The organism is Arthrobacter sp. NQ4 (assembly GCF_029077345.1).
In the GTDB taxonomy this organism is placed as follows: domain Bacteria; phylum Actinomycetota; class Actinomycetes; order Actinomycetales; family Micrococcaceae; genus Arthrobacter.
Genome location: NZ_JARETC010000010.1, coordinates 42,607 through 67,379 on the forward strand (window position 1 = coordinate 42,607; position 24,773 = coordinate 67,379).

A 24,773-nucleotide genomic window follows, 5' to 3' on the forward strand; every position below is an offset into this window, starting at 1 on the left:
CCTGCCGTCCGGACCGCCTCCGGCATGACAAATCCCACAACCAGGGCAACTTAGTTGACACTTCAACTATATATCGGGAACAGTGGAAGGCATGAACAAGCAAGCACTGACCACTACTGCCCTTGCCGCCCTCCGCATCATCCTTGGTTTTCTCTTCGCAGCCCACGGCTGGCAGAAGTTCAACGAATGGACCATCGCCGGCACCCAGGCTTCCTTCGCCAAGATGGGCGTTCCGGCCGCCGACGTCATGGCGCCCGCCATTGCGGTCCTGGAACTTGCCGGCGGTATTGCCCTGATCCTGGGGATCCTCACCCGCGTGGTGGCCGCCCTCCTCGTCCTGGACATGCTGGGCGCCCTGTTCCTGGTGCACGCGCCTGCCGGCGTGTTCGCGGCAAACGGAGGCTACGAACTCGTGCTGCTTCTGGCTGCGGCATCCTTCGCCCTGGCCCTCACCGGAGCCGGCAGGCTTTCCCTGGACCGCGCCCTCTTCGGCCGCCGCCCGGAGTCCCGCCTGGCGGTCCTCGCCTAACGGCTCCTGCATGACCGAACGACGGCGGCAAGGCACCCACGGTGCCCTGCCGCCGTCGGACTTTTAAGCTGCGCCTTGGCTTTGTTGCAGCGCCAACCGGCCGGTAACCGGGGCCGCCAGTAGGATCGCAGCATGACTGAGTCCGGCCGTCCCAACTCCGTAACCCTCCGCTTCCTCGCCGCTCCCACCGACGTCGGGCACAGCGGCTCGGTGGATGCCGGCACGGTGCTCGAGTGGGTGGACAAGGCCGCCTACGCCGCAGCGGTGGGATGGGCCAAGTCCTACTGCGTGACTGCCTACGTGGGAAACATCCACTTTGCCGACCCCGTCAACAGCGGGGACATGGTGGAGGTGGAAGCGACCATCGTCTATACGGGCCGGTCCTCCATGCACATCCACACGGTGGTCTCTTCCGGGGATCCGAAAGGCGGCCCGGCCACAATGCGCAGCCAGTGCATGGTGATCTTCGTGGCGGTTGGGGCGGACGGCAAGCCCATCCCGGTGCAGCAGTTCGAACCCGCCACCCCTGCCGAGATCGAGCAACGCGACCACGCACTGGCCCGGATCAAGGTCCGCGAGCAGATTGTGGAAGCCATGAACCGGCAGGAATATACGGACGCCGGTACGGCCGAACGCGTAACGCTGCGCTTCATGGCCGCCCCTACCGATGTGAACTGGGGCGGCAAGGTGCACGGCGGCATCGTTATGAAGTGGATCGACGAAGCCGCGTACGTCTGCGCGTCCCGGTACTGCGGCCGGGACACGGTGGCGGTCTTCTCCGGCGGCGTGCGCTTCTACCGGCCCCTACTGATTGGCCATGTTGTGGAGGTGGAGGCGAGGCTGGTCTACACGGGGACCAAGGGCATGCACATCGCGGTCCACGTCCGTTCCGGCGATCCAAAGGGCCGGGAGTTGAACCTCACCACCTATTGCCTCACCGTGATGGTGGCGCGCGACGACGAAGGCAACTCAGTGCCCGTCCCGGCATGGGTGCCGGTCAGCGAGGAAGACAAGCGGCTCCACGCCCACGCCCGCGAACTCCTGGAGATCCGGGGTACGGCCCCGGGGAACCGCCTGCCGAACCATCTTCTCGCCGCAGCGGGACCTGCCGGCAGCGCCGCGTCCCGCACCGGGAGCGAAGGCTCCTAGAAGCCGCCGCCACCGCCGGCGTCGCCCGCCATGTTGGCAAAGCGGGAGTAGTGGCCCTGGAACGCCACCACGATGTCCTTGGTGGGGCCGTTACGGTGCTTGGCCACCAGGATGTCCGCCTCCCCGGCGCGGGGTGATTCCTTGTCATATACGTCTTCGCGGTGGAGCAGGATGACCATGTCGGCATCCTGTTCGATGGAACCGGACTCACGGAGGTCCGACACCATGGGGCGCTTGTCCTGGCGCTGTTCCGATCCACGGTTCAGCTGGGACAGGGCGATCACGGGAACCTGGAGTTCCTTGGCGAGGAGCTTCAGCGCACGCGAGAACTCGGAAACTTCCTGCTGGCGGGACTCCACCTTCTTACCCGAGCTCATGAGCTGCAGGTAGTCGAGGATAACCAGCTTGAGGTCATGCTGCTGCTTCAGGCGGCGGCACTTGGCCCGGATTTCCATCAGGGACATGTTGGGGCTGTCATCGATGAACAGCGGGGCATCGTTCATTCGGCCCATGGTGGTGGCAATCTTGGACCACTGCTCGTCCTTGATGGTTCCCTTGCGGAGGTCCTGGAGCCCAATGGTGGCTTCAGCGGACAAAAGGCGCATGGCGATCTCGTTCCGGCCCATTTCCAGGGAGAACATGACCGTGGAGAGGTTGTTCTTGATGGCCGCAGACCGGGCGAAGTCCAGGGCGAACGTTGACTTACCAACGGCGGGGCGTGCGGCGATGACGATCATCTGTCCGGGGTGGAGTCCGTGGGTCAGCTCGTCGAGTTCGTAGAACCCGGTAGGGACACCGGTCATGCCCTCCCCGCGGTGGCCGGACGCCTCAATTTCGTCCACCGTGGACTCCATGACGTCCTTCAGCACCACGTAGTCCTCCGCGGTGCGGCGTTCAGCCACGGCGTAAACCTCCGCCTGGGCCTGGTTGACCAGGTCCTCCACCTCGCCGTCGGAGCCGTAGCCCAGCTGGACGATCTTGGTGCCGGCGTTCACCAGGCGGCGAAGCACCGCACGTTCAGCGACGATCTCGGCGTAGTAGCCGGCGTTGGCTGCAGTAGGCACGGTCTGGATGAGCTCGTGCAGGTAGGCAGGGCCGCCGATCCTGTTGATCTCGGCACGCTTGGTCAGTTCATCGGATACCGTAACCGCGTCCGCGGGCTCCCCGCGGCCATAGAGGTCGATAATGGCCTCGTAGATGGTCTCGTGCGCCGGGCGGTAGAAGTCCTGGCCGCGGAGGATTTCAACAACATCCGCGATGGCGTCCTTGGACAGCATCATGCCGCCAAGAACCGACTGTTCGGCGGCGATGTCCTGCGGCGGCTTCCGGCTCGCGTCCGATCCACGGGTTGCCTCAACAGGGTCCAGATGCGCGATTGACAAAGCTGCCGTCCTCCATTTGTACCGGGCGTGCGGCCCGGTGGTCCATCCTGTTCACGGCCTCCGACAACCGGATCCGCCACCCATCCAGGTCTACCCGCAGGCCCTGACAATCAAGCTCCGGGGTCCGGAAACCAGCTCCGGGCCGGAGTTATCCCCAATATCCACAGCTTTTCCACAGAGAGACGTGGGAGGCGGCGCGAAGGGCCCCGAAAACCGAACCAGGGGACCCTGTTTCGACTGTGGAGAACAGGTACCCCGCTACGCTAGCCGCCACGGCGCCACCCGCAAAGCCAGCATGCCGCAGGCCCTGTGGATAACCTGTGCAGTATGCGGCATAGCTTGTGCACAGCCTGTGGGGAACTCTGTGGATACAAAACTTTTTTGGCCCGCTTTCAGCGTCTGACCTGCGGAAACATGAGGGCTTGCTTGTGGAGTAAATATTTCCTCCAAGGAATTTCATCCACAGGCGCTGAAGGGGATGTGCAGCGGCAGGAGGGCTGCAGGGTCCCCGGAGCGTCCCTCTCCGCAGGCCCGTGGTGCTCCTCATATTCCGTGCCGGAAGTTTGACTGCCGCGCGCCCGGCCCTGTATGCGCACACGTGAATATTGCTGTGGATAAACCCAATCTGGATTAAGCTCTACGTATGGGCGATCTCCTGCTGGTGCTGTTGCCGGCGATAGCTTTAGTGGCGCTCATCTGGGGCATTGCCACCGCACTGCGGCCGCGTGATGCGGGAACGTCGGAAGCCGACAAATACCAGCGCGAGCTTGCCGAGCGCTCGGCACGCCATTACGCAGCCCAGGTCCAGGCTGCCACCGCTGCCAGGGCCGGCCTGGCGGCGGCTACCCACCCCAGCCAGAACGCCCAGCAGCACAACCAGCAGCAGGAATATATCCGGGCGGGTGGCCAGCAAAGCAACCGCACCTGGCAACGGCCAGGAAGTACAAAGAACGGCTCATGAAAATGGAATCCCTTGTGGCCCCGGTCCTCATCCTGCTCGCGGTGATTGCGGGGGTCCTGGTGGCATACAGCGCCGCCCGCAGGCGCAAAGCAGCGCGCGGCGCCGCCCCGTCCCAGCCCGCCGCCACACCCCAGGAACTGGCCCGGACAGCTGCCGGGCGCCTGACGGAGGAACAGCACCGGCGGATCTACGCCCTGATCGCACAGGGCCAGGCCATGGCCGCCATCAAGCTCTACTACGAGGTCACCGGTGAAGGGCTGCGGGCGTCACGCGATGCGGTGGGCGCGTTGGCGGCCCACCCCCAGCCCTACGTGGGCAAGGAGCCCGCACCGGTCATCGAAGAGGACGACGACGAGCCGCAGCGGTTCCCGTACCGCTACCGGGCGATCGCCAGCAAAGGCGACGTGACCCGGGAAGTGAGCAGCAACATGCTCAATGACGAGATCTACGGAAGGATCCGCACGCTGGCCCGGAGCGGCGACACCGAGGCGGCGGCCACGGCGCTGACGCGGCACTCCGATATCTCGCTCAAGCAGGCACGGGAATTCATCGCCCTGCTGGACGACTAGCGGGATCCGGAAATACCGGCCAGCAGCTGCTCGAACGGGAGGGATTCCAGCGGGGCGGACTTCCGGCCCGGCTGAAGCCCCTCCAGCAGGCGGGTGAACTCCCCGGCAGCACGTTCGATCCGGTCCGCGAGGGATGCCCCGCCTTCCTCGGCGGTTCCCCAGTCCTGGGGCCCAGCGAAGACGCCGGTGGCCGCAATGCGCGTCCGAAGGTAGCTGAACAGGGGCCGAAGAGCGTAGTCCAGGACCATCTGGTGCCGGTCCGTTCCACCGGTGGCGCCCAGCAGGACGGCCTTGCCATCCAGCGACTTGGGATCCAGGACGTCGATGAAGGACTTGAAGAGGCCACTGTAGGAGGCGCTGAAGACCGGGGTCACGGCGATGATTCCGTCCGATGCCTCCACACCCGCGATGACGTCCGCCAGCCTCGGGGCGGCGTAGCCGGTGACGAAGTTGTTGGCGATGTCCACCGCAAGGTCGCGGAGCTCGACGACGTCCACGGCCACCTGGTAGCCGCCTGCCTCAAGCTGCCTCGCAGCGGCCGCTGAAAGCTGGTCGGCCAGCAGCCGGCTCGATGAGGGTACGCCAAGTCCTGCGGAGAGGACGGTGATGCGGCGGGTTTCCATGGCATTCTCCTGGTGCTCGTTCAAATCATCATACATGCGTTTGCATCTATACCGTTGAACTGCCGCAGGTGGCGGAGTATTCCCGGAGGTTCTGCGGGACCCTGATCAGAGCAGGACGGTTCCCTGGATGCACGTGGTCGATTCGCCGCCCACCCAGATGTCCCCGCCCTCAGCGCTCACATGGATGCGCCCGGCCCGGCCCAGCACGGTCCCCTGCGAGGCCACGTACTGCTCCGGCGCCCTGCCGGTTCCCATCAGCCATTGGGCTGCACCGGCATTGAAGCTGCCGGTGACGGGGTCCTCGGCCATCGCGTCACCGGGCAGGAACGTGCGCACCTCAAAGTCGGCGCCGGCGCCGGGAGCGTGCGGTCCTATGACGCCGATCTTCAGGTCGCCCATGGCTGCGTGGTTCGGTTCCAGGGCCAGCACCTGCCCGGCGGACTCCAGCAGGACACCGATCCATTCCGGCCCGTTCACCAGCCAGCACGCGTCGACGATGTCGCCGGGGGCCACGCGCAGCGCCGCTGCCAGCTGCCGGCGGACGGGCTCCTCCACGGGGCCGGATCGCGTCAGGGGCGGCGCGGCGAAAGCCAGCCTCCCGCCGTCGCGCTTGATCCGGACAAGCCCCGCCGCGCATTCCTGCACCACGCAGCCGTCGGACTTCGGCACCCCTCCGCTTTCCAGCCAGGTATGGGCAGAGCCCAGAGTCGGGTGGCCCGCAAACGGGAACTCCTCGCTCCCGGTGAAAATCCTGACCCGGTAATCGGCGCGGGGATCCCGGGGAGGCAACAGGAAGGTGGTTTCCGAGAGGTTGGTCCAGTTGGCGAAGTGCTGCATGGTCGCCGCGTCCAGGCCTTTGGCATCAAGCACGACGGCGAGCGGATTGCCACGGTAGGCCAGGCCGGCGAAAACATCCACTTGGTGGAAGGGGCGGGGGCGGGGGTTCGGGTTCACCGGAGCAGGCTACCACCGCACAAACGAAAGACCCCCGCCGCCGGAGTCCGGCGACGGGGGTCGTGACGTGGAGTGGGGAAATTACTTTCCTGCCACCACGTCCAGTTCGATCACAGCGGCAACGTCAGCGTGGAGGCGGACGTTGGCCTGGTAGGAACCGACCGACTTGATGTGTGCGGGCAGTTCAACCTTGCGCTTGTCGATCTTGCCAAGGCCAGCGGCCTCAACAGCGTCGGCGACGTCGCCCTGCTTAACGGTGCCGAACAGGCGGCCGGACTCGCCGGCCTTGACGACGAGCTTGACCGGCTTGGCGGACAGTGCAGCGGCCTGCTTCTGAGCATCTTCCAGGGAAGCGTGCTCGCGGGCGGCGCGGGCAGCCTTGATGGACTCAACCTGCTTCTCGCCACCCTTCGACCAGGTCAGGGCGAAGTTGCGGGGCAGCAGGTAGTTACGTGCGTAACCGTCCTTGACCTCGACAACATCGCCGGCAGCACCGAGACCGGTGACTTCGTGGGTCAGAATGAGCTTTGCCATGTTAGTTAATCCCTTCCTTAGCCGCGGCCAGCGCCGGAGTAAGGCAGCAGAGCAACTTCGCGGGCGTTCTTGATTGCCTGGGCGATCTTGCGCTGTTCCTGCACCGTGACGCCAGTGACGCGACGGGCGCGGATCTTTCCGCGGTCGGAGATGAACTTGCGCAGCAATGCTACGTCCTTGTAGTCGATGACAGTGATGTCAGCGGCCTTCAAGGGGTTGGACTTTGGTTTGGGCTTACGGAGTTCAGCCTTAGCCATCGTGGAGCTCCTATTCTAGGGAGCCCGTGGATATTGATCCACGGGATGGTGGTGGTCCGACGGCGGCAGTGCCTTGGGTGCGTGGCGCACCCGGGCAGTCCCGGCGCCGGGCCGTTATTTGGGTTTTAGAAGGGAGGTTCGGAATCGGGGCCGTTGCCCCAGCCGCCTGCGTTGGAGACACCGGGCGTAGCCCAGGGATCGTCCTGTGCAGCCTGCTGGTTGCCGCCGCCCCAACCTCCACCGGAGTTGCCGCCCTGGTTTCCACCAGAGTTGCCTCCTCCGAAGCCACCGCCGCTGTTGCCGCCGCCGAAGCCGCCGCCACCCTGTCCGCCGGAGCGCTGGGTGCGGTTGACCTTGGCATTGGCGTAGCGCAGGCTGGGGCCGATTTCGTCGACCTCAAGCTCGATAACGGTGCGCTTTTCGCCTTCTTTTGTTTCGTAGGAACGGCTCTTCAGGCGGCCGGTCACGATGACGCGCATGCCCTTGGTCAGGGATTCGGCGACGTTCTCGGCTGCTTCACGCCATACGGCAGCGCGGAGGAACAGGGTTTCCCCGTCCTTCCACTCGTTGGACTGGCGATCAAAGGTGCGGGGGGTGGAAGCGATGGTGAAGTTCGCTACTGCCGAACCGGACGGTGTGAACCGCAATTCCGGGTCATTGGTGAGGTTACCGATGACCGTAATGGTGGTCTCGCCTGCCATCTACTGCCTCCTTGTTCGATCCTGGGTGAAGAGTGCGTTTCCTGCGGGGTAAAGAATGAAGACGGTGCTGAATTACTCAGCAACAACCTTCTGCTCTTCGGGGCGGGTGATCTTGGTGCGCATGATGGTCTCGTTAAGAGACAGCTGGCGGTCAAGTTCCTTGGCGGTCTCCGGCTTGGCGGTGAAGTTCACCACGGCGTAGATACCTTCGGACTTCTTCTTGATGTCGTAAGCCAGACGGCGACGGCCCCAGATGTCAACCTTTTCGATGGTTCCACCATCGTTGGTGATGACGTTCAGGAACTTCTGAAGCGACGGCTCAACGGTACGCTCTTCGACCTCGGGGTCGATGATTACCATCAATTCGTAAGGACGCATATGTGAACCCACCTCCTTTGGGCTAAGCGGTTACGGCATTTCCGTAACAGGAGGTTCATTTGCGATTCCATGCAATGCCTTGCCGCCGGAACGGAGGCAGGACGCAGCACAGACTTCAATATCTTAGTGCATTTGGACCCGATAGGCGATTCGCGCTTGACCCAAGGCTAGCCCCGGTGGAGGTGGGCAGCAGCCGCAGGTTCAGCCATGTGGAAAACCCTGCCGTCACTGGCGCCCATACCAATGCACTTTTACCGACAGGGGAGCGCCACGCCAACGCAGGTGAGGTCCGTTACCTAATTGTGATTCGCAGACCCTTTTCGTGTACGGTCGTCCGGGGGCCGCCCCCAGCCGGCTCCAGTCCCGGATGCCGCCCAACTCTGCCGCGTCCGTGATTATCACCAGATTCCAGGCAGAGGCGGGGGACCCAAGCGTCCCGGGCACGGCAACGCGCCTGCCCTTGGGGTGAAGCCGCAGCACGCGGCCGAATGCCCTCATTCGAACCCGACAGCTAACTCCGCAGGCGACGAGAGGTAGCATCCCCATGCCCGCACCCCGCAAAGGCAGCGCCAAACGAGCGCACCGTTATCAAAATGAGACAGATCACACCTGGACATCCCCGGCCTTCAAGTCCGGTGCTCCGGCCCGGGCGCTCCGCGGCTGGCCCCTTGCCGCCGGTCTTGCCGCAGCACTCCTCGGAGCAGGTTCCCTTGGCCTGGGCCTGACCCACGGTGACGGAACCGCTGACGTGGCGCGGGTGGCGAGTGCAGGGGATGCCGGCAGCGCCGCACCCACCCAAACTCCGGACATTCCGGTCCCCGCTCCAACGCCAGTCCCGGCAGTCGAGGCCGCTCCTGCCGCCGCTCCTTCGCCGGCAGAGGCACCGGCACCTGCCCCCGCAGCAGTACCGGCACCCGCTGCCCCTGCCCCTCCCTCCGAAGCACCCATCGCTGTGGCGCCCGCGGCGGCACAGCTGGCCAGCACCGGGACGCCTGCGCCCGCCGGGGTCCCGGGGAACTGGACCATGACCTTCGCCGACGAGTTCAACGGGGCCGGACTGGACACCGCGAAGTGGTCCGGCTGCTGGTTCTCCCCCGGTTGCGGAACCATGAACAAGGTCTCCACCAGCCCGGCGAACGTCTCCGTGGCCAACGGAAACCTGGCCCTGGGGCTCAGCTCATCCACCTCCGGCGGACTGGTATCCACCAACCCGAAGGGCGGGGCGGGGACCGGCTTCCAGTTCACCACCGGCTACGTCGAGGCCAGGATCAAGTTCCCTGGCAACGCCAACGGCCTCTACAACTGGCCTGCCTTCTGGACCACCGGACAGTCGTGGCCGGCCACCGGCGAAAATGACATCGCCGAGGTCCTGCAGGCCAAGATGACCGTGAACTACCACTCCGGTTCCGGCTCCCACAACCAGGGCGGCGTGGGCGGCAACTGGGCCAACGAGTACCACACCTTTGGCCTGCACCGGATGGCAAACTCCTCTGACGTGTACTTCGACGGCGTCAAGGTCAAGTCCTACCCCACCGACGACGGAAATGCCCCGCAGTACATCGTGCTGAATGTCGGCGCCTCCTCCACGAACCCGGCCTACGGCGCGCCGTCCCAGATGATGGTGGACTACGTGCGCGCCTGGCAGTAGCAGGCCACGCACCCAGGTGAAAGGGCGACGGCGGGACCTCCCGCCGTCGCCCTTTTTCGGCTTCCCTCAAGGTTGCCTAAAGCAACCCTCCGGGGACGGTGTGATCCAGTACACTCTTGCAATGAAGCTCCTGTACGTGACGGAAAGCGTGCCCAACCGGGATCCGGAACTGGGGGATGGAAGCTCGATGATCCCGTACGAAGTGATCCTGCACCTCGCCCCTGCCGTTGCCGTCACGCTGCTGACTTTCTCGGGTCCTGTTCCGGTTCCGGCAGACATCAGGAACCGCTGCGATACCGTGTACGAACTGGCCCCGCGCGAGGAACTTTCGGCCTTTGCCCGCTCCATGGGCGGGCTCACCGGATTAGGAAAACATCGGCGGTCCACCCCCTCCGCCCGCGCCGCCGCGGCCCGGTTGTCCGCAAGCCGGGACGCCACCCTGATCCATGGCCCCCATGCCCTCTTCCTGTCCCACTGCGTCACCGGTCCCCTGGTGCTGCAGACAGTGGACCCTTGGTCCATCCGGGCCGGCATGGACACCGCCATCGCCCGTACCTTCCGACCCGCCTACCGGCTGCGCGAACAATTGGCAGCCCGAGCTGAACGTCAGCTGCCGCCCCGGGCCAGGCTCCTGACCGTCGGAGCCCAGGACGCAGCGGCCTGGTCCGCCACGCTGGGCAGGCCGGTCACGAGCATCCCCAACGGCACGGCGGTGGCCACCGGTCCCCGCCGGGAGCGGCAAGCCCCCGTGGTGTGCTTCGCAGGCAGCCTGAACTACGCGCCGAACGTGGACAGCGCCACGGTACTGGTCAACAGGATCGCGCCGCTCGTGTGGCGGGAGGTCCCGGACGCCCGCTTCGTCATCGCAGGGCGGCGCCCCACACCGGCGGTTCAGGCGCTGGCCGGACCCCGGGTGGATATCCTGGCCAACGTGCCTTCCATCCTGGATGTGTTCCAGGGCGCGGATGTGGCGGTTTTCCCGGACGAACACGGCGTGGGTATCCGGAACTCCGTCCTGGAGGCCCTCGCCGCGGGGCTGCCCGTGGTGGCCACGCCGGTGGCCGCGAGGGAACTTCCCGCACATCCGCTGCTGGCCGTTCGGGACAGCCAGGACACCCTTGTCCGCGAGGTGGTGGAGCACCTCACCGCCCCCAAGCAACCGCCCGGGCCTTCCCACGGCACTGCCGGAACGGCCGCCGCAGGCGCAGTCCGCACCTGGGACACTGTGGCAGGCGAATACCTGGCGGAAGTCCGTGCGGCCATGGCCGCTTCATCCCCGGCGGGGGAGCTTACCCGGACGAACAGGCAACCATGACGTACGCGCCGGGGGAACTGGAGCGCAAGGGAGTCCGGGGAGCCCTGTGGCAGGGGCTGGCCTTCGCCTCGGGCAGGGTGATCGTGCTGGTGACCACGGTGGTCCTGGCACGGCTGCTCTCACCTGAGGAATACGGCCTCGTCGCCTTGGCGCTGGTGCTGATGGCCTACGCCGAGACCATCGCCGATGCCGGGGTGGGTCAGGCGTTGGTGTACCTGCCCAAGACACCGGTCATTGCCAGGTCGGCGCTGCTGCTTTCCGTTGCCCTGGGCGCAGTGCTGGCCGTGGCGGCCCTGCTCGCCGCTGACGCGGTGGAGGACCTCCTTGGGCTGGACGGCGTGGCCCCGCTGGTGCAGGTCCTTGGCGTTTCGGTGCTTGCCACGGCCTGCGGTGCCGTCCCGGAAGCCATCATGCGCCGGGACCTGAAGTTCAGGCAGCTCACGGCGGCTCCTGTACTGCGCGCCGCAACCATGGGAACGGTGACCCTCTACCTGGCCTTCACCGGCCACGGCGCCTGGTCACTCGCCGTCGGAACGGCTGCCGGGTCGGTGGCCTATGCCGCCACCTGCTGGTTCCTGGTCCGCCGCGAGGCGCCCTGGCAAATCTGGCGCGTGAGCAAAAGCGCCATCGGGGAAAATGTCCGCTTTGGCGCCCCCGTCGCCGGCAGCACCATGCTTGCCCGGGCGATCTTCGACGTCGACTACCTGGTCATCGGCATTGTGCTGGGCGCACACGCCCTGGGTCTCTACACCCTCGCCTTCCGGCTGCCAGAGGCCCTGATCCTGAACGTGTTCTTTGTGCTGTCCACCGTCCTGTTTCCCCTGTACACGCAGGTCCGGGGCGACCGGCAGCGGCTGCGGGACGGCTACCTGAAGAGTGTCACCGTGCAGGCGCTCTACGGCATCACGGCAGGTGTGGGCCTGGCCGTAGTGGCGCCCGTCCTGGTCCCGGTCCTTTTCGGGCAGCAATGGGAGGAGTCGGTGACCCCGCTGGTATTCCTGGCCCTGTACGCGGCCGCCCGCTCCTTGGGTGCCGGGGCCAATGACGTCTACAAGGCGATGGGCCGGCCCGGTCTTTCCATCTGGATCTCCGTGGTCCGCCTGGTGGTCCTCCTCCCGGCCCTGGTCTTTGCCACCCAGTGGGGCATCGTGGGGGTCGCCTGCGCCCAGATGGTGGTGGCCGTGGTCTTCGCGTTCGGCATGCAGGCAGTAGCCGCCAAGGTCATGGGGACAAGGATGCGCCGGATGATGCGGGCCGCCGCTCCGGGCCTGGTGTGCGGCGCCGCGGTGGGCCTGGTGGGCCTGGTCAACCTGGCACGGCATGCCCTGGGACCGGTCCCCACGCTGGCTGTCATGGTGGTGGCCGGAGTGGGCGCGGTGTACGCGGTGCTGCGGTTCGGCTACCGGGACCTGCACGACGAGATCCTGGGCCTTTTCCGGCGCAACCACGAAAACCCGGGAGCGGCGGAAAGCCGGACCTCCTAGCGGGTGGCCGCCCTACGCGGCTTCCACAACATGGCGCCACAACCAGAAGTCCCTGTCCGCCTGGAGGGCGGCCCGGACTTTCCCGTTTCCCTGCGTCGGATCAGCCTCCGCCTCCTGCGCCAGCCGGTCGGCGAGCGTGGCGGTGGACCGCGCCCACGTGGCGATGACCAGCAGCGGGAGGAGTGAGAGGTCCACTCCCCTCATGCCAAGGTGGCGGGAAAGCGGCTCCAGCGCCCAGCCGCCCTTGCCGAAGGCTTTGTCAAAGGCCGCCATCTGGGCCTCCCGGGCGAACGCCTGTTCACTGGATTCGCTCAAGTACTGGAGGTAGAACACCAGGTCGTGCCCGGGCACTCCATCCGTGAGCGACCGTTCCCAGTCCATGACCTGCAGGGCGCCGCCGGGTTTAACAAGGAGGTTCGGATGGCTCAGGTCGCCGTGTTCGATGACCGCGGGCAGTTGCGAGCGGCGCAGCGGGGCAAGGAGTTCGTGCGTGCGCCCAACGAGTTCGTTTGTCCGGGCATCCGGGCCGGCCAATCCTTCCAGGGCCGCCAACGGCGCGGCAACGGCGCGCTGGTACCAGTCCACGTTGCCGGCGGCGGGCTGCGTGCAGGGAAGTGCCCCCACGAACGCGGCCCCGGTGGCGACGGCGGCAGGAAGATCCGCTGCCACCGTCCTGGGATCGAGCGGCAGGCCGGTCAGCGCGGTTTCGACCAGCACCGTGTACGGCCCCACGTCCCGGATTCCCACCAGTCGTGGAACACCGGCGCCTGAGTCGCGGACGGCGGCGGAGAGCTGGGCCAGCATGGCCGCCTCACGGCGGACGCCGCTGTTGTCCCCGGGCTGCCGCGGCACCTTCACCACCAGGGCCGGTTCGCTGTGCCGGGAGGGGAACACCAGGGCCACCACGTGCCGGGAGGTTGCGAACCGCGGGGTCAGCAGCAGTGTCTCCCATTGTTTGCCCAGGCCGTACTGGTCCAGGACAAACTCGTCGAAGTGGTCCCGCAGGAACTGGTCTATGAAGCTCATTGCGCCGCGTTCCTCTCCGGAAGCCGCCCGGTGACGGTGCCCTCGGGGACCAGGAGGTCGAAGACGTGCAGTGCCAAGGCCATGTGCACCGCAGCCGCTTTGAGGGCCCCGAAGCGCACATCCTTGCGCAGGGCCAGGGTGTCCCGGATGGATACTCCGGACCGCACCGGAACCAGCCGGGCTGTCCGCTCCCGGTTGGGGGCGTTCCAGTACAAGGCGACGTCCTGGTAACCCCGGCGTTCCAGCGTCCGTTTCCACCCTCGCAGCGTCCGGGGTCCGGAACGCTGGAGCAGGGACCGGCTGGCTTCCACGCAGATCCAGCCTCCCGGCTCCAGTGCCAAGCCTGCGCTTTCGATCTGGCCGGGGCCCGGCGAGGCCAGCAGCACCACGTCGCACGTCCGGCCGACCGGCCCGGTGTCCGGCTCGTCCAGCCGCACAGCCTGCGGGTCCAGCAGGCGCAGCGCCGATTCTGTTTCCGCGCTCACCCTTCCGGCGAAGCCGAGGGTGCGCGGCTGCAGGACCGGAAGCAGGAACCGCCAGTCAAGGAGCCGCCACAGGTGCAGGGACAGGGCCTCGCCGGCGACGGTTTCCGCCGCGGCCGGGCTCTGGGAAGTGGGGCCGACGGCGGGGGTGCGGTGCGGGGCGCGTCCTGCGGTGGTTGCCCTCCCGGCAGCCGGGGAGCACGTGTCCCAGATGATGCCGGTAGCCACGCGCTGCACGGCCTCCACCGGCTGGGCCGCATCAACCACCCGGCTGCCGGGGAGCCGGCCCGCCAGCTGGAGGTAGTCGTTCCGCCAGGACTCCAGGAGCTCCGGGCTGTGTTCACCTTTCCGCTCGAACATCACCGCGCCGGGAACATCAAGCACCAGGAGCACGTCCGGGGCAGGGATGACGGCCAGGGCCAGGGCGTTGCTGATCCGCGCCAGGGGACCGCCGCCGGGGCCGGCCAGCAGCGCATCGTACGCCACGCGGTCCATCAGCACCACCTTGCCCATGCGGCGGTAGAACCTGGCCAGGATCCCGCCACGGACCAGCCGGTACACCTTCTTGGCCGTCCTTCCGCCCGGAATCCGGTTGAGCACAGCATCAAAAGGCCCCGCGCCCCACAGGCCCATGTATACGTATTTGGTGGGCAGCGGCACGTCGGCGTGGAGTCCGTTCAGCAGGGTGGTCTTTCCCGCTCCGTCCGGAGCCATGACGCCCAGCAAAGGAGTATGCCCCCGGAGCCGGGCGCCCGAGCGCCTCAGTGTCCGTCTGACCGCTTCCATGAACGCAGGGTTCGCCCCGCCACTCCAGGACGCCCTCATCCGCGAGGCCATCGCGGGAGCATCCCCGAACCGGCCGGCGAGGACCAGGTTCAACATGTCGGTTGCCAGCCCTGCACCCACCCTGCGCCGAACCGACTCCGCAATCCTGCCGCCGTCGGCCGCCACCCTGGCAGCCGCCCGCGCAGCCTCCTGCCGCGCCGGCGTGATTCCACCCTTGTCCATGAACAGATGCAGCAGCAGCAGCCAGGCCTGGTCCGCGGCGTCGGGCATCCAGTAGGAGCCATACCGGACCCTACGCCGGAGGCAGCGGGCCGCCCACGGGGTGCGCCACTGCTGGCAGGAGCCGAACGCCAGGTCGGAGACGACGTCAAGCTTGATCCAGGCTCCGTCGCCGGGTGAGTAGCTGAAGTAGAACCTGTGGCTGCCGTGTCCCCAGGCAAGGACCCTGCAGAACCCTGCTGCCGCCATCACGTCGTCGAGCCGGGAAAGGAGGTGCTTGTCCACGAGGATGTCCACGTCCCCCGCGGGCAGGGCCAGATCGTCCTCGCCGCGGAGCAGGAGCCACGGCAACCCTGTCCCGTCGAGGGTGTCGAAGACCGCTGCCACCCGGGGGTGAATCTGTTGCCTTCCGCCAACGTCGGGCTCCGTCAGGGCACCCGGGTGACCCAGCTCTTCGGGAACCGGAAGGTCACTGGTGATTTCCATGGTGCAATCCCCCAAATCGTCCTAAACCGCGGTCGCGGCACTTGGTTCGTTCACGGCGTGTAGGCATACTGGGCCACCCAATCAACCTGCAGATGCCCTGCCGTGCCGGCGGCCGGAAAGGTTGCTTTGGCGTCATCGGCGGTCTCCGCCTGAAGGGTCCAGCGCATGGGCGTGTTCGGCACACCCTTGGGTTTGGTTGTCTGGTCCACCAGCCCGCCGTCCAGGAACCACCGGACCAGGCCGGGGCTCCATTCGATGGTGGCAACATGCCACTGGCCTGCGCGGGAGTCCGAGTACTTCCTGTCGGCGGGATCGAACTCCATCCCGTCGGTCGTGCGGGTCCCTTTGATGGCGGAATTCCCGTAGAGGGATCCGTCCAGGGCTCCTTCCGGCCAGTCGATCTCCCCTTCGTTCCAGTCGTCGCTGGCCGGCCAGAGGAGGAACGCGATCTTGTAGCCCGGGGTGGAGTCGTACCGGAACCTCACCGAGTACCTTCCGTACGTCTGGCCCGTATAGCCGAACGGAATGACGCTGGCCACCCGCGGCCTGCTGTCCGAGTAGTGCAGGTAGAAATCGAGGTAGCCGTCATGGACCGAAAGGACATCGTCGGGCGTGTACGTGCCAAAGCCCGATGAGTCGGAAAAACCGGAATACCCACGCATGTCCGGCCCGTACACCTGGCCCACGGCCCCCAGCGGGGCCGGGACGTCGAAGTCCTGGACCATGGTCTGCCGCCAGGACGGCAGATCCCCTTTCGGGGCCCCGGTAACCTTCGAGGAATCCGCGTGCAGGGCCAGCAGCGCCGCCCCGACGATGGACAACGACGTTACCGTGACGAGCGACAACTGGTACACCCGTCCGCTACTTTCCCCAGTCAGCACGTGAAACCTCGTAGATCCGCACCGACTTGTTCTCAAACACCAGCTCGGTGCCCCTGGCCACGTTCAGGTCATGCTCGAGCGGGACCAGGACATCCTTGGGGAACTGGCGTGGAACGCCGGTGGAGGTACGCTGCTGCAGGTCCGATACCACCACGAAGACCCGGTCCGAGGGGCGCAGCCTGGCTGCTGCCCGGGTCTTGTCCACGTAGGCCAGCATGTCATCCCCCGTGAACGGCTGGGCGGTGTTGTGCAGCTTCGACGCAACCGAAACAAGCTGCCCGGTGCGGAGGTAGAAGGCGTAGTGCGAGCCGACCAGCAGCGGCAGATGGTAGTTCGTTTCCACCACTGCGTCGCCCCGGCGGACGTTGGAGTCGAGCCAGCGGCTGGCCGATACGTCTGCGGCCGGTACCCGGACGTTGGCTTCATTCTGGAAGTACACGGCCGTGAACAGCACGGCCATTACCGAGATGGCCGAGGTTGCGCCTACGACGGCCTTCCTGCCCGGGAGTTTCCCGGACCAGAAGAGCCAGGCCGCGCCGATGGCGAGCCACGGAAGGGCGAACATGAAGACGCGGAGCCTGCCCTCGCCGCCGTAGGACGTGCCGAAGAGGCCAATGATGGGGGTTGCCGCAAGCGTTCCCACGATCAGGGTGGTGCGGACGTTGCCCCGGAGGATGTTGCGGATGAACCCCAACCCCGCAAGCAGGGCGGTGAACAGGGACAACGCCAGTGCTTCGCGTGCCAGCCACCGTCCGGAGAGGAGGGACGGTCCCGGTGCGCCGCTGGAGGCTTTGTAGCCGGCGTTGGCGAGGAAATCGAAGCCGTTGAGCAGGCCGTACTTGTCCTTGACGAACTCGGCGTTGGGAAGGAGGTAGAGCAGGGCCATCAGGAGCAGCGCGGGCGCTACCCAGGCCGGCTTGAAGTAGCGGGCCAGGAAGAGGGGGAAGAGCCCCAGGATGGCCAGGTACGGGGTCAGCTGGTGGCTCATCACAATCATTGCCTGCAGGACCAGGACTGCGGAGATGGCCAGTGCCTGCTGGCGGCCGCTGTAGGTCCTGACCTCCTCCGGCTCGGGGGCCTCTTTTGAGAAACGGCCGGACAGCCGCTCCTCAAGCCTGAGCACCCAGGGGGCCGGGTTGCCGCGAAGGTAGGTGAGGATCAGCAGGCACATGGTCAGGTGCAGCGTGTAGGCGAAGGCCTGCGGTGAGTAATAGTTTTGGTTCAGCCAGTTGGAGAGGGCGAAAACCAGCGCACTCGTCCAGTAGATCCGCGGGTTCTTTGTCAGGGTCCGGGCGATGGCAAGCACCAGGGCGACGTTTATCAGCGCGAATACCGGCTCGGCCCATCCGGCGTAGGCCATGGCGTCCTTGTAGCCGCTGGATTCACCCAGGAACGCGCTGAACAGGAAGAAGCCGGGCCAGCGGTTGTAGATGTCGATGTCCGGGTCGAACTGGCCGGTGGTCTGGATCAGGTCGGTGACGGCTATGTGCTTGTAGGTCCAGGGCAGCCGCGGGACGTTGGCCAGCAGCCCGGCGGAAGAATAAAGGATGACCACCAGGCCCGTGATCGAGGCACCGGTAAGCCACCCGGAGTGCTCGCCCTGCCGGACGATGCTCCAGATGCAGAGTGCCACCACGACGGCCAGCGCCACGTACCAGGTGACAGGGAAGGCGGCGAGCAGGCCGAGGTCGCCGAGGTGGGGGTTTGTGAGCCCTAATGTAGCGGCCCACGTGACCATGGCGGCCAGGAGAACCAGCCAGGGTGCATAGGTTTTGAGCTCCGGACGTGGCAGCCGGGTTGCGGCAACCCGGGGGCTGGGTGGCCCCGGCACCAGGAGGGCGGCCGCGGAGGCCAGCATGATGCCGACGGCGGCGGGCCGGGGATTCCAGAGCTGGAGCCACCCCATGACGGCGGCGGCCAGGGCAAGTGCCGTGGCGCCGGCGACGACGGTGAAGATCAGGCGGGCCACCGGGTCCACATTCCGGACCCACCGCACCAGTGCCCAGCCCGGAATGAGGAGGCACACCAGGAGTTTGGCGCCCGCAATGGACTCGCCCCCGACGTCGAACAGGATCAGGACCGCCGTCACGGCACCGAGCAGTGCCAGGACGTAATCGGAATACCCTGGCCTGCGCCGGCGTGAAGGGCGGGAGTTCATCGGGCCGGACACGTCACCCCTGATGAGAAGCGCCATACTGTTTCAACTCCTGGATTGCTTGCCGCCGGTGGAGCGACCCTCCGCCAACGGCCCCGACTGTGGACTGTTGTCTTAGCTGCCCGCGGCAGCCCTGCGCGATTGCAGATATTTGTAGGGGCCCAGGGCCACAGCCAGAAGCTGCAGCCAGACGAGCCGGTCGACCTGGGCCTCCAGCGAACTGTGGATCGGCGGCCCCTGGAGCGCCGGCTGGCCGGCCTGTTGGCGCCGGTTCAGGAACTCGAGTCCAACGCCCCAGCTCCTGGCCAGGGCCAGCCTCGCGGTATGGGGGTCCATCATCACCTTCGTCATCCAGGCCCCGAGGCCGTTGCCGTAGCCCCGCGCCTGTACCCGCAGGTCTTCGAGGCCGTCCCGGTGTCGGTGCCAGACAATGGCGGCCGGCTGGACCACCAAAGCGTGCCCCGCGAGGATGACCCGGGTGAACATGTCGATGTCTTCCCCGCCGCCCGTGGGAGTTCCCACGCCCAGGGCGGGATCGAACCCGCCGAGGCGAAGTGCCGGCTGGCGCCGGAGGGCGAAATTGGCTCCCGTACCGAAAGCACCGGGGCTGAACGGGAACTTGGGGAGCGCCGCGGGCGGGTTGGCGAGCGAGTAGACCTGCGGAACCAGGCTCCGTGACCAGCTGACCTTCGAATCGAAATAGCCCTGGGTGGGGGTGCGGAGCTCTCCCGCGGGAACCAGCCCCGTAACGCAGGCAGCCCCGGGAACGGCTTCGAAGGCGGCGGCGATCTCCCGCAGCAAGGACCTGTCCACCACCACGTCGTCATCGGTGAAGGCTACGACGTCTCCCCTGGCGTGCCGAAGGCCGGTGTTCCTGGCGTGGGAGAGGCCCGGAACGGGTTCGGTCACCAGCCGCACCCGCTGGTCCCTGAACTCGCGCCGGACCAGTTCTTCAGTGGCCTGCGTGGCGGGGGCGTTGTCCACCACCACCACGTCAAAGTGCGGGTAGTCCAGGGCAAGGATGGTCAGCAGCGCACCCCGCAACTGCAGGGTACGGTCCCTGGTGCACACCACCACCGTGATGTGCGGGGTGGTCACCGCCGGCGGGAACGATGCGACTGGCGGCAGGGCCGCCAGGGCGTCCTCGAAGACAGTCCGATCCACGATTCCCGCCGGCGACGGCACGTCGACAAATCCCCGCACAGCCCCCGACGCACGCACCAGCAGCCGTGCCCGCTCGTATCCAGCATGGTTCTCCAGTTCAAAGCGCGAACAGTCCGCGAGGTCTTCCAGGTCCACCGACCCGATCCACCGCGCCCCCGGCCACGCCGGCGGCAACAGCGACTCCATGGCGGGCACCAGGATCAGCGCCTCGCCCTGGAGATCCTCAAGCACTTGGCCGGCACCTTCGCTCATTGCACTTCCCTCCACTGTGCCCCGGCCGGGACCAGGACCACGTCCTCTTCCTCCGGGCCCGTCCAATGCTGAAGCCGGCGCCCCTGGAAGTACCCGGCCGCGGTGCAGGCCAGGACCGCGATGACCGCGCCGGCACGGCCCAGCCCGTCGGGACTGCCATCGCGCCCCCACGACTTCAGGCCGGTGAACACGGCGCGCGGGAGCACGCTGCGGACGTAGCGGCGTTCCGGGCCGAGTGCCCGTTTGTGGCCCACCAACTGGCTGACCTGGGCTTTGGACAATCCCTCGGCCCAGGACCGGGACATCATGTAGCGCCATGTCCCACGGGATGCGGGAACATGATGGTGTACCAGCGCCGCGGGTTCATAGACGATCCGCGAACCCGGCAAACCCATCCGGGAGCGGATGCAGATTTCGGTCTCCTCGCATCCCAGTGGCAGCGTGCCTTTGCGGCCCAGCGACTGGTTGAAGCCGCCCACCTGGCGCAGCACCTCAAGCCGGAAGGACATGTTGGCGCCGATCACGTTGCGGACTTCCGAAGCGACGCGGGGCAGGCCGCGATGGCTGCAGCCCACAATCCAGTCCAGTTCCTCCGCGAAGTACCCCGGGCGGCCGGATTCCCACAGCGGGACCACCTTCCCGCCCACACCCAGGACATCCGGATCGTCGTACAGCGCAACCAGGCGTTCGAGCCAGTCCGGAGCCGCCTCGGCGTCGTCATCAAGGAAGGCGACGATGTCCGATTCGGCGAGCCCCACGCCCGTGTTGCGGGCCCCGGACAACCCGGGCAGGCCTTCGCTCTCAACAACCGTGACGTCGTCGACGATCTCGATGAGCCGCTCGTAGAGGTCCTCGTTGTGGTCGATGACCACCAGCACCTGGTCCGGGGCAAGCGTCTGGTTGCGGACTGATTCGATGACGTCGAGCAGCATTCCCCACCGCTGGGAGGTATACGCGCAGATCACCACTGTCACGGACAGTGGCTTGATGCGGTCAAGCATGCCGGCTCACCGCCGCGACGAGGGTGTCATGCTGTTTTACGGCCGGGGCGAGGACGCTGTGCGGATCCACCGGAAGCCGTGGGAAGTGGACGTTGGAGTAGGTGTACTTCACGCGGCGGAGCGCCTCCGGGCGGGCACCTGCCGTGGGTGCCTCCCACAGGGTGCATTCCCGGGCCAGCGTGTGCAGCACCCGCCACCCGTCGCGGAACGTCTGGAGGTTGGATGCTCCCGAAATCCGGTCGAGCTCAAGGCTGGGAACCTCGGCAATCCTCAGCCCGCCCTTGGCAGCCCTGACGATAAGTTCCGTCTCGATCTCGAAGCCGTCCGACTGCAGCTCCAGCACCTGCAGGCATTCCCGGCGGAAGGCGATGTACCCGTAGCAAAGGTCCGAGTAGTTGCTGTGCAGTACAGCGTTAGCGAGTCCGGTCAACGCCCGGTTGCCGGCCTTCCGCAGCCGGGTCAGGTCTTCCGACCCGCCGCCGGTGACGTGCCGGGAGCCCTTCACGAAATCAAAATCGTGCTGGAGGGGTGCAACGAACCAACCAATCTCCTGGGGGTCCATGCTCCCGTCCGCGTCCAGCATCACGATGATGTCCCCCTTGGCCGCGTTGAAGCCGGCGCGGAGGGCCACACCCTTCCCTTTGCGGGTTTCATTGACCACCACCACGTCCGGGCGGAGGGCCTTGGCCACTTCAACAGTCTTGTCCTGCGAGCGGCCGTCGACGATGATCACCTCATCGACGTAAGAGGGCATCCGGCGGAGAACCCAGGGGAGGTTCTTTTCCTCGTTCAGGGTGGGAATGACCACGCTGATTGAGGCTTGTGGAAATAAATGTCCCGGCTCGGAAAAGAGAGCTGGAAGTTGGGGGGAAATCGACAATTGCCTCACCACTTCATGACAGTTCGGATTCTTGACAAGGCCGCCGGCCGTTATGGCGGTGGCACTAACGCTTCATCCGGTCATGGTCTGGTCGCTGACCCCCCAGCAAACCGTCGCCAATCCTCTGGCCGTTCCGGAAGACTACCCCCTACCTAATGCGGGTATCACGAGTAGTAGGTACTCACTTTTTACCTGGGGTTTACCCCCTGTTAGGCAAGTAAAGGGCTTGGGGGAGGCCGAAAAGATTAGGTATAGGGGGAACCGGGTGCCGGGAAAACGTTAGGTAGGGGGATGGGAGAAACCCCTATTTAGGTATGGCACTTGCATTGCCCCAGCTCCTGTCCGGGCATACGCTTCTCGGTACTTGGGGGCTGAGAGCTCTTTGTGACTGGGCCAAACGGGCAGACGTTCCCCGAATTCTTCCTATGCCCCAGGAGTTCCCTTATGAAGCTCAGACGCAGACACTTTTTCAGCCGGACAGGCCAGGCCCTTGCCGTTGCAATGGTTCTGGCGGCCTCCATCCTCGGTTTGCCCGGTACGGCCTTAGCGGATCCCGTCTATGGCACGCAGAGCATTGCGTATTCAGGGGTGTCCAATCCGCCGACGTCGGACAAGCCGCAAAGCAAGCTGTGGTGGAATGACGGATCGTGGTGGGCCGACATGTGGAAGTCCGGCACCGGATGGAGCATCTACCGGCTGGACCGGGCCTCCAACAGCTGGGTGGACACCGGGGTGGTCAATGACACCAGGGGAAGCACCTTGGCGGACACCATGTGGGACGGGTCCCACCTCTACATTGCCTCCCACGTGGTGACCATCACCGGCGATGGAACACCCAAGCCGTCACTTTCCAACTCCCCGGCCAAGCTCTACCGGTACAGCTACGCCGGCGGCAAATACACGCTCGACAGCGGATTCCCCACCACCATCACCAACAATTCCAGTGAATCCATGACGATCGACAAGGACACCACCGGCCGGGTCTGGGCGACCTGGACGCAGGTGGCCGGAAACTCGACGTCGGGATACACCAACACCGTGTACATGAACGCCGCCACCAACAGCGGCGCCTCCTGGGGGACCCCCTTCGTCCTTCCCGTCAGCAACCCGAACCCCGCTCCGGATGACATCTCCGCGGTGGTGGCCTTCGGCAACGGGCAGGTGGGTGTCATGTGGAGTGACCACAAGTCCGACACCGTCTGGTGGGCCACGCACAAGGATTCAGATGCTGCCAACTCCTCCTGGAAACTGCAGCCGGCCCTGCGCGGCAACGGCCAGTCCGATGACCACATGAACCTCAAGACGCTGCAGGCGGACACCACCGGCCGGGTCTTCGCGGCGGTCAAGACGAGCCTGAATGACATCTCCAGCGACAAGACGCTGCCGCAGCTGATCCTCCTGGTCTTCAAGCCCGGTACCGGAGCATTCACGCAGTCCACGATTGCCAAGACCGGCGACTGCGTCTCGCGGCCGCAAATCATCCTGGACACCCAGAACAACCTGGTGCGGGCGTTCCACACGGCACCGCCAACGTCGGTTTCCGGCTGTGCCTACTCCGGCGTCGCGGGAAGCATCTATGAGAAGACCGCGTCCATGGACAATCCCGTCTTCGGTTCCGGCCGCGGCACGCCCATCATGCAGGCAGCGTCGTCGTCGAACATCAATGACGTGACCACCAGCAAGCAGAGCGTGAACAACACCACCGGACTGGTGGTCATGGCCAGCGACAACGTGGCAAAGCGCTACTGGTTCTCGGACCGGTCGCTCGGCGGCACCCCGCCGCCCGCGGGCCAGGCTCCCGTAGCGTCATTCACCGCCAACCCGACGTCGGGTGCCGCGCCCCTGAATGTGGCCTTTACTGATACGTCCACCAATGCACCCACCTCGTGGGCATGGACCTTCGGCGACGGCGGCACGTCCACAGCACAGAACCCCAGCCACTCGTACACGACGGCCGGGACCTACACCGCCAAACTCACGGCGACCAATGCCACGGGATCATCGTCGGCGACGGCCACCATTACCGTCGGCTCGGCACCACCGCCGGCAACCGGCGGCATTACCGTGGTGAATTCCAGCACCTCCAACTCCGGGACTGCCGTGACCACTGCGTCATTGACGGTTCCTGCCGGTACTGCGGCGGGTGACGTCCTGGTTGCCTCCATCACCACGGACCTCAACCCGAACCTGACCGCCCCTGCCGGCTGGACGGCAATGGTCAATGCGAAATCCATCAACAGCACCTCAACCTCCGGTGCGCGGGCGTTCGCGTACTACAAGGTGGTGGGTGCCTCGGATCCGGGAACGTACAGCTGGGCGCTCAGTTCGGCGGCCAAGTGGGGTGGCGGCATCACCGCCTACCGCGGCGTCAACAACACCACGCCCCTGGACAGCCCGGTGGTGACCGCCGCTGACACCAGCTACTCGGCCACCAGCATCACGGTGGGCAGCATCACCACGGCCAGCAACGGCGCGATGCTGATTGGCGGGGTGGCCTGCGACTGCAGCGCACCCGTGGTCACAGCCCCGTCGGGCTGGACCGAACGCTGGGAGGCAGCGGCTGGGCAGATCGCCGAGCAGGCGGACAAACCGCAGGCAACGGCGGGCGCCAGCGGAACGGCCACGTGGACCCTGAGTGCCGCACGGGCTGTTGCCGCCTGGCGGACCGCCCTCAAGCCGGCGGCCTAGTGGAACCCATAACTGAATAGACAACTGAATGAATAACTGAACAAGGAGCGGCTCCGGCCCGCCGGCATGGCGGACCGGGGCCTATCCCCTTCTAAACACGGGAATTCGAAGTTATTTGCAATACCGCCGTTTGTGCCGCGACTTTAGTGGTCATCCGTGTCCGGCTAAAAATGAAAGTCTTCGCAAAGTCTTCCTGCCACCATTTCGAAAAATTGCCGTTCAGCATCCGCTTTGTGGGAGGAATTCCGCGCGTCAATCTTGAATTAAAG

At 66.0% G+C, this 24,773-nt stretch carries 22 protein-coding genes and 1 riboswitch; of the genes, 8 read left to right on the forward strand and 14 right to left on the reverse strand.

Annotated elements, in window-relative coordinates:
* Positions 1–91 precede the first annotated feature (91 nt).
* Positions 92–529 (forward strand): DoxX family protein, encoded by a 438-nt coding sequence (locus PUN51_RS15850; protein WP_224023859.1) that lies wholly within the window; start codon positions 92–94, stop codon positions 527–529.
* A 132-nt stretch (positions 530–661) separates the two neighbouring features.
* Positions 662–1,678, forward strand: coding sequence for an acyl-CoA thioesterase (locus PUN51_RS15855; RefSeq protein WP_224023860.1), 1,017 nt, complete (start codon positions 662–664; stop codon positions 1,676–1,678).
* Here PUN51_RS15855 and dnaB read toward each other — a convergent pair.
* Positions 1,675–3,060, reverse strand: a complete 1,386-nt coding sequence (dnaB, locus tag PUN51_RS15860; protein ID WP_159629496.1) for a replicative DNA helicase — start codon at positions 3,058–3,060, stop codon at positions 1,675–1,677. The genes PUN51_RS15855 and dnaB overlap by 4 nt on opposite strands.
* A 643-nt stretch (positions 3,061–3,703) precedes the next feature.
* Between dnaB and PUN51_RS15865 the strand changes: the two genes are divergently transcribed.
* Complete coding sequence (locus tag PUN51_RS15865) at positions 3,704–4,021, forward strand: hypothetical protein (RefSeq protein WP_275181677.1); 318 nt, start codon at positions 3,704–3,706, stop codon at positions 4,019–4,021.
* 2 nt (positions 4,022–4,023) lie between these two features.
* The gene (locus PUN51_RS15870) at positions 4,024–4,590 is read left to right on the forward strand and encodes a hypothetical protein (protein ID WP_224027241.1); all 567 of its coding nucleotides are present in this window, start codon (positions 4,024–4,026) and stop codon (positions 4,588–4,590) included.
* Here PUN51_RS15870 and PUN51_RS15875 read toward each other — a convergent pair.
* The 6 genes from PUN51_RS15875 to rpsF all read right to left on the reverse strand — a co-directional run bounded on the left by PUN51_RS15875 (position 4,587) and on the right by rpsF (position 8,037).
* Entirely contained in the window at positions 4,587–5,213 is a 627-nt protein-coding gene (locus PUN51_RS15875; protein ID WP_159634976.1) for an FMN reductase, read from the reverse strand. The two genes, PUN51_RS15870 and PUN51_RS15875, sit on opposite strands and share 4 nt — an antisense overlap.
* 105 nt (positions 5,214–5,318) lie before the next feature.
* Positions 5,319–6,167 (reverse strand): PhzF family phenazine biosynthesis protein, encoded by an 849-nt coding sequence (locus PUN51_RS15880; protein WP_275181678.1) that lies wholly within the window; start codon positions 6,165–6,167, stop codon positions 5,319–5,321.
* A gap of 81 nt (positions 6,168–6,248) precedes the next feature.
* On the reverse strand, positions 6,249–6,701 hold the full coding sequence (rplI, locus tag PUN51_RS15885) for a 50S ribosomal protein L9 (RefSeq protein WP_018769834.1): 453 nt from the start codon (positions 6,699–6,701) through the stop codon (positions 6,249–6,251).
* Positions 6,702–6,718: 17 nt separating this feature from the next.
* Entirely contained in the window at positions 6,719–6,958 is a 240-nt protein-coding gene (rpsR, locus tag PUN51_RS15890) for a 30S ribosomal protein S18 (protein ID WP_003800144.1), read from the reverse strand.
* Between the two features lie 125 nt (positions 6,959–7,083).
* Positions 7,084–7,659, reverse strand: coding sequence for a single-stranded DNA-binding protein (locus PUN51_RS15895; RefSeq protein WP_141158852.1), 576 nt, complete (start codon positions 7,657–7,659; stop codon positions 7,084–7,086).
* 72 nt (positions 7,660–7,731) lie between these two features.
* Positions 7,732–8,037 carry a 30S ribosomal protein S6 gene (gene rpsF / locus PUN51_RS15900; RefSeq protein ID WP_015939036.1) on the reverse strand — a complete coding sequence of 102 codons (306 nt, stop codon included), beginning with the start codon at positions 8,035–8,037 and terminating at the stop codon, positions 7,732–7,734.
* 389 nt (positions 8,038–8,426) lie between these two features.
* Positions 8,427–8,578: riboswitch (cyclic di-AMP (ydaO/yuaA leader) on the forward strand.
* A gap of 3 nt (positions 8,579–8,581) precedes the next feature.
* Between rpsF and PUN51_RS15905 the strand changes: the two genes are divergently transcribed.
* The 3 genes from PUN51_RS15905 (at position 8,582) to PUN51_RS15915 (ending at position 12,484) form a co-directional block, all read left to right on the forward strand.
* Positions 8,582–9,685, forward strand: a complete 1,104-nt coding sequence (locus tag PUN51_RS15905) for a glycoside hydrolase family 16 protein (protein WP_275181683.1) — start codon at positions 8,582–8,584, stop codon at positions 9,683–9,685.
* Positions 9,686–9,806: 121 nt separating this feature from the next.
* Positions 9,807–11,000 (forward strand): glycosyltransferase, encoded by a 1,194-nt coding sequence (locus tag PUN51_RS15910; RefSeq protein ID WP_275181685.1) that lies wholly within the window; start codon positions 9,807–9,809, stop codon positions 10,998–11,000.
* On the forward strand, positions 10,997–12,484 hold the full coding sequence (locus tag PUN51_RS15915; RefSeq protein WP_275181687.1) for an oligosaccharide flippase family protein: 1,488 nt from the start codon (positions 10,997–10,999) through the stop codon (positions 12,482–12,484). The genes PUN51_RS15910 and PUN51_RS15915 overlap by 4 nt, the downstream gene beginning before the upstream one ends.
* 12 nt (positions 12,485–12,496) lie before the next feature.
* Here PUN51_RS15915 and PUN51_RS15920 read toward each other — a convergent pair whose 3' ends face one another.
* The 7 genes from PUN51_RS15920 to PUN51_RS15950 all read right to left on the reverse strand — a co-directional run bounded on the left by PUN51_RS15920 (position 12,497) and on the right by PUN51_RS15950 (position 21,744).
* Positions 12,497–13,510 carry an aminoglycoside phosphotransferase family protein gene (locus tag PUN51_RS15920; RefSeq protein WP_275181689.1) on the reverse strand — a complete coding sequence of 338 codons (1,014 nt, stop codon included), beginning with the start codon at positions 13,508–13,510 and terminating at the stop codon, positions 12,497–12,499.
* Complete coding sequence (locus PUN51_RS15925) at positions 13,507–15,483, reverse strand: dTMP kinase (RefSeq protein WP_224023868.1); 1,977 nt, start codon at positions 15,481–15,483, stop codon at positions 13,507–13,509. The genes PUN51_RS15920 and PUN51_RS15925 overlap by 4 nt, the downstream gene beginning before the upstream one ends.
* Positions 15,484–15,533: 50 nt before the next feature.
* Positions 15,534–16,337, reverse strand: a complete 804-nt coding sequence (locus PUN51_RS15930) for a glycoside hydrolase family 16 protein (RefSeq protein ID WP_224023869.1) — start codon at positions 16,335–16,337, stop codon at positions 15,534–15,536.
* A 7-nt stretch (positions 16,338–16,344) separates the two neighbouring features.
* Positions 16,345–18,558 carry a hypothetical protein gene (locus tag PUN51_RS15935; RefSeq protein ID WP_275181690.1) on the reverse strand — a complete coding sequence of 738 codons (2,214 nt, stop codon included), beginning with the start codon at positions 18,556–18,558 and terminating at the stop codon, positions 16,345–16,347.
* 75 nt (positions 18,559–18,633) lie between these two features.
* The gene (locus PUN51_RS15940; RefSeq protein WP_275181691.1) at positions 18,634–19,935 is read right to left on the reverse strand and encodes a glycosyltransferase; all 1,302 of its coding nucleotides are present in this window, start codon (positions 19,933–19,935) and stop codon (positions 18,634–18,636) included.
* Positions 19,932–20,936 carry a glycosyltransferase family 2 protein gene (locus PUN51_RS15945; RefSeq protein ID WP_275181692.1) on the reverse strand — a complete coding sequence of 335 codons (1,005 nt, stop codon included), beginning with the start codon at positions 20,934–20,936 and terminating at the stop codon, positions 19,932–19,934. Before PUN51_RS15945 ends, PUN51_RS15940 begins: the two co-directional genes overlap by 4 nt.
* Positions 20,929–21,744: a glycosyltransferase family 2 protein gene (locus PUN51_RS15950; RefSeq protein WP_236560671.1), complete on the reverse strand. Its 816-nt coding sequence runs from the start codon at positions 21,742–21,744 to the stop codon at positions 20,929–20,931. Before PUN51_RS15950 ends, PUN51_RS15945 begins: the two co-directional genes overlap by 8 nt.
* Positions 21,745–22,404: 660 nt before the next feature.
* On the opposite strand from PUN51_RS15950, the gene PUN51_RS20775 reads away from it, so the two are divergent.
* A complete protein-coding gene (locus PUN51_RS20775; RefSeq protein ID WP_275181693.1) occupies positions 22,405–24,504 on the forward strand; it encodes a PKD domain-containing protein in 2,100 nt (699 codons plus the stop codon).
* Positions 24,505–24,773 lie beyond the last annotated feature (269 nt).